At 35.4% G+C, this 12,617-nt stretch carries 10 protein-coding genes and 1 pseudogene; 4 read left to right on the top strand and 7 right to left on the bottom strand.

Annotated features, from left to right (window positions below):
- Positions 1-145: 145 nt before the first annotated feature.
- The 4 genes from J2S74_RS09185 to J2S74_RS09170 all read right to left on the bottom strand — a co-directional run bounded on the left by J2S74_RS09185 (position 146) and on the right by J2S74_RS09170 (position 5,212).
- Positions 146-1,210, bottom strand: coding sequence for a glycosyltransferase family 4 protein (locus J2S74_RS09185; protein WP_307324558.1), 1,065 nt, complete (start codon positions 1,208-1,210; stop codon positions 146-148).
- Positions 1,211-1,381: 171 nt separating this feature from the next.
- The gene (gene tagH / locus J2S74_RS09180) at positions 1,382-2,173 is read right to left on the bottom strand and encodes a teichoic acids export ABC transporter ATP-binding subunit TagH (RefSeq protein ID WP_307324556.1); all 792 of its coding nucleotides are present in this window, start codon (positions 2,171-2,173) and stop codon (positions 1,382-1,384) included.
- Between the two features lie 16 nt (positions 2,174-2,189).
- Positions 2,190-3,011: an ABC transporter permease gene (locus J2S74_RS09175; protein WP_307324554.1), complete on the bottom strand. Its 822-nt coding sequence runs from the start codon at positions 3,009-3,011 to the stop codon at positions 2,190-2,192.
- Between the two features lie 146 nt (positions 3,012-3,157).
- Positions 3,158-5,212 carry a CDP-glycerol glycerophosphotransferase family protein gene (locus J2S74_RS09170; protein WP_307324552.1) on the bottom strand — a complete coding sequence of 685 codons (2,055 nt, stop codon included), beginning with the start codon at positions 5,210-5,212 and terminating at the stop codon, positions 3,158-3,160.
- Between the two features lie 253 nt (positions 5,213-5,465).
- On the opposite strand from J2S74_RS09170, the pseudogene J2S74_RS09165 reads away from it, so the two are divergent.
- Positions 5,466-6,647, top strand: a pseudogene (locus J2S74_RS09165) (CDP-glycerol glycerophosphotransferase family protein); the annotation flags it as partial.
- Positions 6,648-7,027: 380 nt separating this feature from the next.
- On the opposite strand, the gene J2S74_RS09160 reads toward J2S74_RS09165, so the two are convergent.
- Entirely contained in the window at positions 7,028-9,418 is a 2,391-nt protein-coding gene (locus J2S74_RS09160) for a cell wall-binding repeat-containing protein (RefSeq protein WP_307324550.1), read from the bottom strand.
- 326 nt (positions 9,419-9,744) lie between these two features.
- Here J2S74_RS09160 and J2S74_RS09155 point away from each other — a divergent pair, with 326 nt between their 5' ends.
- Together J2S74_RS09155 and J2S74_RS09150 are read left to right on the top strand one after the other, a co-directional pair.
- Positions 9,745-9,912, top strand: coding sequence for a hypothetical protein (locus J2S74_RS09155; RefSeq protein ID WP_307324549.1), 168 nt, complete (start codon positions 9,745-9,747; stop codon positions 9,910-9,912).
- Positions 9,913-9,920: 8 nt separating this feature from the next.
- The gene (locus J2S74_RS09150; protein ID WP_307324546.1) at positions 9,921-10,073 is read left to right on the top strand and encodes a hypothetical protein; all 153 of its coding nucleotides are present in this window, start codon (positions 9,921-9,923) and stop codon (positions 10,071-10,073) included.
- Here the strand turns inward: J2S74_RS09150 and J2S74_RS09145 are convergent.
- Positions 10,065-11,066, bottom strand: a complete 1,002-nt coding sequence (locus J2S74_RS09145; protein ID WP_307324544.1) for a hypothetical protein — start codon at positions 11,064-11,066, stop codon at positions 10,065-10,067. The two genes, J2S74_RS09150 and J2S74_RS09145, sit on opposite strands and share 9 nt — an antisense overlap.
- Before the next feature lie 224 nt (positions 11,067-11,290).
- On the opposite strand from J2S74_RS09145, the gene J2S74_RS09140 reads away from it, so the two are divergent.
- Positions 11,291-11,518: a hypothetical protein gene (locus J2S74_RS09140; RefSeq protein WP_307324543.1), complete on the top strand. Its 228-nt coding sequence runs from the start codon at positions 11,291-11,293 to the stop codon at positions 11,516-11,518.
- A gap of 61 nt (positions 11,519-11,579) precedes the next feature.
- Here the strand turns inward: J2S74_RS09140 and J2S74_RS09135 are convergent, their stop codons facing one another.
- Entirely contained in the window at positions 11,580-12,407 is an 828-nt protein-coding gene (locus J2S74_RS09135) for an SGNH/GDSL hydrolase family protein (RefSeq protein ID WP_307324541.1), read from the bottom strand.
- Positions 12,408-12,617: the final 210 nt, after the last annotated feature.

Here is a 12,617-nt window from a genome sequence, read left to right as displayed (position 1 = left end):
AATTTTATCTGTGATATTTGTATAACGATGTAGACAAATGTATAAAATATTTTTTCTGTACTCGAAATATATTTTTTGTTTTAGATTATCCTATAAATAAAAAAGCCCCTAAAGCTAATAAAGCTTTAGGGTACTATTAAAAAATTTAATTATTATCTTTAATAAAACGAGACTTATACAGACTCAAAAAATTTAATATGGGTCTGTAATTTTTATTTATTAACCCCAAAACTTCAACTAACAATTCTAGGGCTATTAACATTATTAAAATAATGACGATAGCTCCCCAAACTGTTGCCATCGAAAATAGTATAGCTGCAATACTAAAAATAGCACTAAACAAATAAATAATTAATACTGTTTGTCTGTGCGAGAAGCCATAATCCAGTAACGAATGGTGCAGATGGGAACGATCGGGAACATAAAATGGAATTTTACTTATTCTACGTCTAATAATAGCAAAAATCGTATCGGCAATAGGAACACCTAAGATAAGGACAGGAATAATCAAGGCCACTAAGGTAATATTCTTAAAACCTAGTAAAGATAAAACAGCAATCATATAGCCTAAGAATAAGGCCCCTGTATCACCCATAAAGATCTTAGCTGGATGAAAGTTAAAGTAAAGAAACCCTAACGTGCTGGCTAATAATACTAAGGCAATAATAATTACGTAATAGTTACCCATGATAACGGCCATAGCCCCTAATGTTACTAAGGCAATCGCCGAAACTCCAGCAGCTAAGCCATCCAGTCCATCAATTAAATTAATGGCATTAGTGATAGCCACTATCCAAAAGAGTGTTATTGGAATACTTAACAATCCAAATTCCAACACACCACCAAATGGGAGATTAATAAATTCTATTTGTAAGCCACCGTATATAATTACAATTAATGCGGCAGTAATTTGACCTGCAAGCTTCATCTTGGCAGACAAATTGTAAATATCATCCAACACACCCACTAGTACAATGACAAATGAGCCTATTAAAATGGAATAATGAAACGGATCGGCAGGGCTAATCAACAAGGACCCTACGAGAAAACTCACGTAGATGGCCAAACCTCCCATTCTAGGCATTACTTTTGTATGCACTTTCCGATTATCAGGACAATCAGTAGCACCAATTTTAAAGGCTAATTTTATAATGAAAGGTGTAATCACAAAGGATAAGACCAAACATACCAATAGTGTGATATACAACATGTTGTTCACCTCACAATCCACAACTTGACCTATCAATTATACACAATCTTAATAAACTTTACCATAAGTCAATAAAAGTTCACATATATTTACAAAATATTAATTAAAAAAACAAGAATTCAGGGATGATTGTTTTAATCACACCCTGAACTCTTAGGAAACAGTGCAGTGCTAGACCTTACTAAAGTTAAGTAGGGATTCTTCACGGTATTTCTCTTTTTCCTTTTTAGACATCTTCTTGAATTTTTTCAAGAACTTTTCATATTCTGGGATAATTTCCTCGACAGTACCATAGGCCTTTACTTGACCAAACTCCAACCAAAGAACCTTCTCACAGAATTCCTTAATTTGTTCATTTGAGTGACTAACAAAGATCATTGTCTTTCCTTGCTCTTTAAATTCTTTCATTTTTTCTAAGCTTTTATGGGCAAATGCTTTATCTCCTACAGACAATGCTTCATCAATGATAAGAATATCAGGGTCAATTTTTGTGGAAATGGCAAATCCAAGACGGGATTTCATCCCACTGGAATAGGACTTTACAGGCTGATCAATAAACCGCTCTAATTCAGCAAATTCAATAATTTCCTGCTCCATTTCTTGAATCTCCTTCTTGGAGAAACCAAGCATTAAGCATTTCAACTCAATATTATCTCGCCCTGATAAATCTTTCTTTAATCCTGAATTAACAGCAATTAAGGAAGCAACACCTCTAACATCAACAGTACCACTGGTTTCGGGAACAATGCCAGCAATAATATTGGATAAAGTGGATTTACCGGATCCATTAACACCAACAAACCCAATAACTTCCCCTTTGTTTGCTTCAAAATTAATATTACGGAGGGCAAAGAAGTCCTCACCATAATTTTTAGGCAATATTATATCCAGGACTCGTTCTTTCGGCCTCGAGTATAACTTATATTTTTTGGAAACATTTTTTAGTACGATAGACTTCTCCATAGTTATCACTTCCGTTTTATAGAAAATCGATAAAATGCCTTCTAAACTTAATATGGATGCTGGCTCCAATGGTTAACAATAGTAAAGTAACCCCCCAAAAGTATAGGGTATATTGCCATTGTTCGATAAAATACCAGCCTAACCCCAGAAATGCGGATCGATAACCTTCAATTATATAATATAAAGGGTTAATTTTCATGATAATTTGAACCGATTCAGGTAAGGTTGAAATGGTCCATAGAATTGGGGATAAGTATAATACCATCCTCAAAGTGGCATTTAATAACATGTGCACATCACGGACAATCGTAGATAAGGTAGATGTTATTAAGGCCAACGCGAAAGTAAAAGCAAAGGTTGCAAAAATAAAGTAAACTAGCTGTAAATAATAGATGGACACGAAATAGCCTGAAATATTCAAAACTAGAAATGTAATAGCAAGCATAATGATGTGAATATAAAACTGAGAAAATATAACAATATTAGGTATGACACTCATTGGGAAATTCATTTTTGACAGCATACCCAATTTGGAATAAATGGATTTGGACCCTTGAATGGTTGATTGATAAAAGAAAAACCAAACAATTATACCTGGCAGCATCCATTGAAGAAATGGTACCAACATTCCATCTGCAACTTCAATTGGCTCCCGTTGCCTTATACCATATCCAAAAACAAACCAATAAATAACAACTTGAATTAATGGATGGATAACCTCCCAGGCCATCCCTAAATAGTTATTATTGTTTGAGCTTTTCATTTCATATATGGACAGTCTGCGAATTAAATAGAAATGTTTAATTTGCTCTCCAATTACAGTAAAAACTGATTTCATAGTGGTATCCTTTCTATTTATAAAACGTTCATCATCCTAAAACAATACCTATCAAATTATACTAATTAGCATTAAAAAAAACAATAAACAAATGTTAGAAATAAAGGGAAGTGACTTTTCCCCTCCCCTTTACCTTGAAATCTGAATCACAACTCTTCCACTGCCTTTAAAATCCGTTGGTTATTTTTTCTATCCTTATATTTCAGAAACTTCTTTGTTCGCTTTTCATAAATGGGATTCATTTGAAAATATAACGCTCCATAGCTGTTCAAAAGTTTCAAAAGTTCCTCTTCTTCGTTCACAATGGGCCCCGGTAGATCCTTATCTAAGTTTAGGTGCGATCCCCTTTCCCCCAGAAATTTCTCTTGATCAAATTGATAGTAGAGTACAGGTTTTCCTAGGAAACTGAAATCGAAGGCTACACTGGAATAGTCCGTAATCATTAGTGTACTCTCTTTTAATAAGCGCTGTACATCCACCTCGCCTTGATTAATGATCCGAACACCTTCCATTTTCTCTAAGTGTTTTGTGTATTTTTGCATATTTGGATGAAGGCAAAATACGATTTGCATCTTATACTTCTTTGCTATATGACGTAAGTCCACGTTTTTTAATAAGCTTTTATATGTTTTAAAATATTGGCTTTCTAAAAATTTCTCTTCTCTTGTGAGCCATTCTCGCCATGTAGGGATAATTAGTAATTGCTTCTTTTCCGGCACATTATGATGAAATAATTCATCAAACCTTGATAGTCCAGTTACTTTCACTTCTTCTGCAGTATAGCCAAAATCATGAACGATCATATCTTTTTCAAAATCAGAGCTTACAAGGAATAGATCCGTTTCAAAGCTAGTGGATTCTTTTCCGTAATAATGAGCACTGTTTCTTGTCCCCATCACCCCGTGCTGTAAAAAAACCTTTTTAGCCCTGATTCGATCTTTGAAAACTTTAGCTTTTAATGGATATATATAATCTGCATGATGGGAGGTAATGATTTTAGTTGCCATCAAGGTATACAAAATATGCTTTTTTGATTTATAAAATAATACATTACCATACTTTTCTACATTCCCTAACTCCGGCGAGTTTTTGTCAATAACATAATAAACCTCTCGCTCCGGGTAATTTTCGCGCATAAATTTAAAAAAGTGAAATCCAGTATCTTGAGCTTTATAAGGAAGCTCACCCACCAGCCATAGCTCCTTATGGAAGAATGGACGGACAAGCCAATTCCAACGTAATAATTTATTTAAGTACTTATACTCCCCTTTTCCAAATTTCGTCACAACAAAGGAAAGGTTATATCTCCCATGGGTAATATGGGGGACAACTGTGAACACATTTTCCCCATATTGATGAGTGCCTATGCCAGTTAAATAAGCTTGATCTTTATAATGAGGATCATTTAAACGTAAACTCACATGCTCATCATAATTTACAAGTTTCAGCTTGAGAAACACATCATATATGTCGTCAAATAAAGAAATGCTGTTATCTTCAAGCTCAATAACTCCTCTATATTCATAACCTTGGAGACCAAACCTTTCTGGTGTTTCCTCCGTACGCTCATAGGTCACTGGAAATTCAAGGCTTTGGTTAGAATCTCTTCCAATCATCATAAGGGTTGCCCCTTCTACCTCTGAGTTCCTTGTGAAAAGGGATCCAGTAATGGAAAAGACACCCTTATGAAAGCTAATTTCTTTGATCATTCCCTCGGGGTTAACACTATATTTTTTATTTATTGCTAAGGAAATATTATTATTTTTTGTTATATACAATAAGGAAGGAACATGGTTAATGTGTAGTTCTTGAATTCCTTTTAGGGATGTATGTTCAAATTCACCTAACCTTACTTTAAACTTCCTATCCCTTTTATTAGAAATGTCAGCTACGGACTCCCCATGAATTTCTACAATCTTTTCTAATAACTCCGTATTACCTTCTACACTTACATCTAAAAAAAAGTCAACATACCCTTTGGATATACGATGGAACCATTCATTATTCATAAGCTTTAATTTAAAATGAAATGTATTAGAAGGGGTCGGAGATTTGAGTTCTAGGGTATTCTTTGTGTTTCTCCATTTAACGATTAACTTGTTCACTTGAAGACCCTTATCTAAACATCCAGTTATGAAAAAACAATCTTTCTCCTGCTTTATGTGTAGTTTTTTCTTATAGTTATACTGCTGTTCATTCATATTGCCACAACAACCTTCCTAACTCCTCTGTACTAGGCAACTTGAGTAATTAGTCACTTTTTGTAGTATTTTAGTACATTACCCGACAATTATATATTAAAACAGAACACATACGATCTACAAATCATTTCATTTACAAATGTGGAAAAAATTCACCCCTTATTTAATGCCTTATCCTTCCTAATATAATTTAATAAATGAAGGTTTTCGGTTATAATAATAGTTTGACAACTAATAATCAGAGAGGCTTAATAAAATGAAAAAATTATTAACGAAAATAAAACAATCCTCCCTTATCAAAAGTGGTTATAAGATAACTTTTATCCTTTTAGGTATGTTGCCTAAAAAGAAGAATGTGATTGTGTTTGAAAGTTTTCTCGGCAAACAATACAGCTGTAATCCTCGAGCCATTTACGAATATATACAAAGGAATAAAAAAGAGATGGATTGCTATTGGAGCTATGATCCAAGATATGAAGAGCAATTTAAAGAATACAATCTTAAACAGATTAAGCGCTTTTCCATACAGTGGCTGTTTGTCTTGTCTAGGGCTCAGTATTGGGTATCAAACAGTAGACTCCCCTTATGGATTCCTAAACCAAAGAACACCGTGTATTTGCAAACGTGGCACGGAACTCCTTTAAAAAAGCTAGGAGTGGACATGGAAGAAGTCCATATGCCTGGAACAACAACAGAAAACTACAAAAGAAATTTCACCATGGAATCCTGCCGTTGGGACTATTTAATTTCCCCTAACGAGTATTCCACTGAGATATTCCAACGGGCGTTTCGCTTTCATAAGAACATGATTGAAAGCGGGTACCCTAGAAATGATTTTTTATACAATCATACACAAGAAGATGTAACAGGGATCCGTACAAAACTACGTATACCAGCGGACAAAAAAGTGATATTATATGCCCCAACATGGCGGGATAACGAATACCATTCCGTTGGTAAATATAAATTTTCCCTTCATTTAGATTTAAAGAAATTAAAAGAGGAGTTAGGGAATGAATATGTCATTCTGCTAAGACTCCACTATCTGATCGCTGAAAATATCGATCTAACTCCATTTGAAAACTTTGCTATGGATGTTTCCAACCATTCCGATATTAGGGAGCTTTATGTTATTTCCGATCTATTAATTACGGACTATTCTTCCGTTTACTTTGACTATGCAAACTTAAATCGTCCTATTTTATTTTTTGTATATGATATCGAACATTACCGTGATCGCCTACGAGGGTTTTACGTTAATTTTGAAGAGGAAGCTCCAGGACCTTTAGTGAAAGAAACTTCTGAGCTGATTGAGGAAATTAAGAAAATAAGTCAGTCTGATTCGTTTTCATTACCTGTGGATTTTACAGATAAATTTACCTATCTTGAAGATGGACAGGCCTCTAAGAGAGTGGTCGAAACCGTATTTAAATAACAAAACACTTCCTTTCTATATTGTGTGGAAAGGGAGTGTTTTGTTGATCTATGAATTATTTACAAACAGAGGCTGGGATAAAAGTATTTTTACTAATAAGAAGTCCGAACAAACTAGATGCAGGTGCAATCTACCCGCTTCGGAAATATACTTCGCTTTCCGCGGGCGGCTGGTGAGCCTCCTCGTGCTATCGCACTGTGGGGTCTCACCTCTGCCTCTGCTCCCGCAGGACACTGATTACACATCCTTGAGATTGCCCACGCACGAAGAAAATGTGCTAACATTTTCGAGGAGTCTACGTATATTTCCTACGCTAAGGTAGTGTATTGTTCGTATTTCGGATTAAACACTTTAGTTATGTCCCAGCCTCACACTTATTTCTATCTTTGTCTTACTTCATTGACCACTCTATCTGAGATAGCTAGATGACCACCTAACATGGTGATGTGGGTGAATTCATTCATTAAGTTCCTTGAAACATTAGGTAGACTGTTCGTATTAGTTAAAATAATGGAATCGCCGTGCTTAGCAGCTAAAACGGAACTTGTTAAACCATCTGCGAAATCATAGCCTGTAACTAAATAGCCATTCTTTCTAAATAAGTTAAGCTCTTCCACAATTTGTACCGCTGTATCAAAGCGAGTTTTTCCGTCAAAATGATGCTTGATAGACGGTAATTGATTTAATACAGAATCAGAAATAACTAAGTTTCCACCAAGGACAATGGTTTCTTTCGCTTTATTCAACACCCCTTTTGTTACATTAGGAATACTTGTTCTATTGGTTAATAGGATTGGAATGCCATTTCGGGCCGCATAAGGGGCAATAGCCATAGCATCTGCATAAGCATCCACATTAATTACGATCACCTGATCATGTTGGCTTCCTAATCGATCGGCAATAAGTTTGGCCGTATCAAATCTAGTATTGCCTGCAATTCTATCAATCTCTAACTCCAGCTTTTTCAAGTCATTTTCTACTTTTTGGCTAATGGCAAGTTCTCCGCCTAAAATAACAACTTTCTTCGCACCTAATCTTTTTATTTCTTCGATTGTTACATTATCTAATCTATTTGTTCTAGTTAATAGCATTGGTGCATCTAATTGATATGCTAGTGGAGCACCAGTTAGGGCATCTGGAAAATCATCACCTCGGGCAAGGACAACCGTATCAGAACTATTCCAGCCTTGTTGTGAAATTAATACAGCCGTTTCGTAACGGGTTTGCCCGTACATTCTTCCACTTGTTTTTACAGTTGGATCCTCCAGGTAGCTAGATGCTACATATCCAGTTTGTCCATTGCTTCGCCTTACTGGGTACCAGACAAACTGATTATTTCTATTATCTTGATATTTAAAATCTCCTGTTATAGTAATTACTTCTCCATAAGGAATCATAATACTATTTCCATTACTACCCTGAACACCTGCTCCTCCAGGAGTAGAGCGTAAAGTTAATGCTGTAGCCGTTGTTCTTACCTTATCGCCATTTTTAAATAAGTGTTTCGTCGGCGTTAATGGTGAAGCAAGTGTATATTGCATTTTATTCGTAAACCTCATTACATTAGGAGAGTTCTCCCTATAATGAACGTTCAATTGATTTTTTGGAAAGTCTTTCAAATCTGCTAATTGGCCAAAAAGTCTCATATGACTGTAGATGCGGTCTTGGAAAGGTCTATTACTGCTAATTAGGGGATCATTAACTCTTCCCATACCATTATAAGCCATTATAGCAAAATACCAATTATCAATAATTCTCCAGTTACCATCGTTGACTCTCGGTAAAATATTTCCAGTCCAACGCCATTTTTGGAGGAGGACTTGAATACCCATATCAATATTGTATTCAATATCATATTTCAAGCGCTCTTTAAACGCCTCACGATTTTCTAAGGTATCATCCGGTAAATCAGTTGCCCCTGGAGTTACTTGAAGGATACCTATCCCACGACCATCACATCCAATTACAGGCTCCCCTTGTTTTCGTGGGGGTTGATTTGTGCAATGGGTAGGATGATCTTGCAGCCAAAATTGCTGCCAGCCACTTTCTTGCCAAGCAATTGCTTTCAATACCTCAGGAGGAATATTGTTTTCCAAAGCCTTTTCCGTTAACAACTGATTAATTTCTGACGGACTTGGATTTTGAAAAGTTTTGCTCGCACTAAATAATTGGAATTGCGGCACTTGTTCTTCTGCGCTAACTTCTTCTAGGCCGACAACTTTCGGTTCCAACTCCACAATTTGTTGACCATTGATTTGCAACTGTTGCATTACTATTTCAGTCGGTGCTGTTTGAATATCTTCTTCCTTGAATTGAGGAATAGATACCTCAATAGTTGCCCCTTCTAATTTTACATTCCCATTTGGAAGATCCCCAGATTCATAGATTAAAATGGCCTCTTCATTTGAGGTATAAAATAGTTGAAATTGTAACACACTACCGCTTCCTAAATTGCGGTTTTCTATTAATAAATAATGTTCCCCGTCTAGCTCGAATTCCGTAATCCGGTCAATATATCCGAATTCAATACTACTCACTTCAGACCCGTTACTAAATACCTGGCCAATTTCATGTTTATTATCGATAGTAATTCCGAGACCAGCTGAAGTTTCGAATGTAGACTCTTGATTCGCATAAAACTGTTCTTCGTTAATAATAGTTATTTTCGATTGCTCTGATGCGGAAATAATACTTCCTTCATTTGTATAAACGATGGCAAATAGAAGGAGAAACACAAATCCAGCAGTTAATATACCTTTTACTCGCAACATACTGACCTCCATAAATCATGCTTATATCCTATTTTTTATACTAAAACCCTTTGAAACTATGTAATGACATAGATGCTAAACTTGTTTATTTTTTTGAAGACTTTTGGCACCTCACTTTCTTCTAAACTATCTACAAATTTACAGAAATACTTACTATACCTATTTTACTAGATTTTATTCGACTTATAAATACAACTTTAGTATCTAAATATCAGAAATAGTAAATAATTAGCACATTATGTAAATCCATGTAATACTCTCCCCTATATAGCCTAGTGGATAAGATTTTGTAATTGTTTTTGTATATAAAATTCAGGAAAAAAGAGTTGATTTCTAGGCTAGAACAAGAGGAATATTGGACAGAACTGTTTAGAAAAGCCCATAGGGCAGATCAGGAGTCTATTGATTATATTGTTTCTCAAATACCGAGGGAAATAGATATGATGGTTGGAGAGATGGTGTATGATCGATGGGATTGTGTTGGACGAGCTTAGGGGGTTAGTTGCGGAGGCTTATTTTAATCTTGACCTTAACCCATGATTTAAACATCTTTACATTAATAATAACAATTACTGATACTAGTGGGACTAGAGAATTATTAATAGAATTAAAGTTAAAAGGAAGCATGGGAAATTCCCATGCTTCTTTAGAATAGGTTGGTGAAAAATAGGCCAATAGATTTAAAGAAATTGACAATAGTTCCTATTATTCCTATACGCTGTTCCTTTTCCGTATGATCCGCTCCTTCTTTGTCTCCTGTTGCAAAAGCATTTACTGTGGACAAGGTCACGTTATAATTTTGAACAAAAAACTCCAGGAGCAGATCTGTTTGAGCTAGGTCTAGCATTTCATCCTTTGTGATGAAATTCCACATCTTTCCTAGAAACTCTTCATCTAATAATTTTATCATTTCTTCCAATTCATGATTATTTCCATCCAATATAGTACGGATAAAAATAAAAATATCCTGGTCCAATAAATTTAACTCATCTTTATATTGATGATAGAGGTCCATAATAGTTTTTGTATAGGCATCATCCATCATCGATATAGGATAGTGGGAGTCATTTGTTCTGTCATAACCTTCATCCCAATAGTTTCCATAAGGATGAAAACGTCCAGGGTCCTGATTTCTAGGAGTACGGACTTGAACTTCCTCTTCCATTTCTTCTTCAACTTCCTCTTGTACCTCCCTATGTACTTCTTGTACTTCCGTTACTGAACTGGAGTTCGTTTCATTGGATGAAGTTGTTTCCCTAGTTTCTGTTTCCCCGGTAGAATTTTGACCGGAAGATTGATTTGTATTTGTTCCATCTCGTTCATTGCTAGTATTACCTGATGTGGTTTCGTTGTTCGGGGATTCCTTCCCTTCATCAGAGTTATCTGGTTTGGTTGTTTCCTTATTATCTTTAGGATCCTCCTCCTCAGACTCCCTTGGTTCTTTAGTAGATTCCTCTTCCTTTTCTTTATCTTGGTCTTCTTTTTTCTCTTCCTTCTTTTCTTCTTTTTCTTCCTTTTCTTCTTCCTTCTCTTTCTTTTCCTCTTCCTCATTTGGACCTGCCTCTGCTGTTACTCCCACACTCCATTTGACAGGAGTTGCAATCAACACGTTACTTAATATAAGAAAAATCAACAATCTTTTAATCATCCTACCACCCTCTATGTTGTTATATCCGTCTATAGCTATATATCAAAACTACTATATTAAAGTTCTACTATGCTCTTCCAAATATATCATATTTTCTACCAATTGTTACTAAAAAAAATGTCGAATTATCGGATAACCTGTTGTAAAAACACAAATTACCTATTTACAAAACTACCATCATTTAGGATAATTGTATCGAATTTATAAATGATAGAGGGGTTATTATGGCACTTAAACTATTTCGGGCAAAAAAATACGATCATTGCACACATGTAGAATGTCCTAGCTGTGAGGAAAAAAGACCAGTTGAGGACTGGAACAACATCGCTTTAGAAACCTACGGTAGCAATAGTCCTGATATTCGGACAGCAGCAAATAAGAAGGTCCCCTTTCCTTATCAATGTCCTAATTGCTATATGGGTTACTCTGCTTACTTATTAAAGTTCGACTAATATCATCAAATGGTAGAAAAAGAGAGAAGGATGATGATTCATCCCTCTCTCTTTTTAATTCTTATGGATTAACGAAAAGCTTCATGATACTACTACTCCAACGTTCATGTCCCTCTTGCGTAGGCATTTGATGCTCCTGATTTACGTAAAGGAGTAAATCATCACTTTCAACATCTGGCCAATCACTCCAATGGTCAATGTAGTTGTAACCATTCTCCAAAGCATAATCTTTCAATTGCTCCACGTATAATGGATAAAAATGTGTGCCAAAAACGGGGTGAGGTGGTTGAACGTAAATAGTAAAATTTTCATCTGCCTCTTCATAGGCTTCCATGATCATGGATAATACAATATGGGTATCGTGCGTAGCCACTTCTCCTATATTGTTCCAAACAAAGGGTTCAATAATGACAATGTCCGGAGAAAGGGAAAGAACCTCCTCATATCTCCTATCTCCAAGTACTTGTAAACTTGTTAATCCACCCACAGATACGGTACTTACTTGAAACATCGATTTCTCATATGCTTCATTTAATTGTTGTTCCAATAAATCAGGCCAAGGAGTTATCCCTTCATTTTGGGAGTCCGTAATTAACCTAGAGCCAAAAGCTACAATATGTATTTCTTCATCATAGAAATAGCCTCGCTCAACTAATTGTTTTATGGAATCTGATAATCCACTAGTTAAACGATCAAACTCTGACTGAACTCGTTCTTCCTCCAATATCCTTACTTCTTCTGCTTTTTGTTCCTGTGCAAGAACAGCTGCGGCCAATTCCTTGTGGGCGGTTTCAGCAATAGTATCTAATTTCGTCCCATAGGAGTTTCTACCAATAATAACGAGAATAATAGATATAATAACAAAAAACATAAACAAGCCTTTTTTCATGAAAATATACTCTCCTAAGAAAAATTGTAATAAATGTCATTTTCTTTTTAATTATACATTTTTGTCGAAAAAGAGTCACTAACCTTATAGAATTTTATTGATAGTTTTTTGTAAAGGGGAGAGGTTCTCCTCATAGAGCACGGGATAACTTCTCTCCCCTACACTCAATGGATTGTGCTGAGTTTGTAACGAATATTGTATCAACAGGAG

This window comes from Evansella vedderi, from assembly GCF_030813435.1.
In the GTDB taxonomy this organism is placed as follows: Bacteria; Bacillota; Bacilli; order Bacillales; family Salisediminibacteriaceae; genus Evansella; species Evansella vedderi.
Note: the sequence above shows the minus strand (reverse complement) of the source record. Positions and strands in the feature narration are given on the sequence as shown.

Bases quoted from the DNA above. Each gene is read 5' to 3' on its own strand.
- J2S74_RS09185 (WP_307324558.1), bottom strand. From the start codon at position 1,210: ATGTTGTATATCACACTATTGGTATGTTTGGTCTTATCCTTTGTGATT.
- tagH (WP_307324556.1), bottom strand. From the start codon at position 2,173: ATGGAGAAGTCTATCGTACTAAAAAATGTTTCCAAAAAATATAAGTTA.
- J2S74_RS09175 (WP_307324554.1), bottom strand. From the start codon at position 3,011: ATGAAATCAGTTTTTACTGTAATTGGAGAGCAAATTAAACATTTCTAT.
- J2S74_RS09170 (WP_307324552.1), bottom strand. From the start codon at position 5,212: ATGAATGAACAGCAGTATAACTATAAGAAAAAACTACACATAAAGCAG.
- J2S74_RS09160 (WP_307324550.1), bottom strand. From the start codon at position 9,418: ATGTTGCGAGTAAAAGGTATATTAACTGCTGGATTTGTGTTTCTCCTT.
- J2S74_RS09145 (WP_307324544.1), bottom strand. From the start codon at position 11,066: ATGATTAAAAGATTGTTGATTTTTCTTATATTAAGTAACGTGTTGATT.
- J2S74_RS09140 (WP_307324543.1), top strand. From the start codon at position 11,291: ATGGCACTTAAACTATTTCGGGCAAAAAAATACGATCATTGCACACAT.
- J2S74_RS09135 (WP_307324541.1), bottom strand. From the start codon at position 12,407: ATGAAAAAAGGCTTGTTTATGTTTTTTGTTATTATATCTATTATTCTC.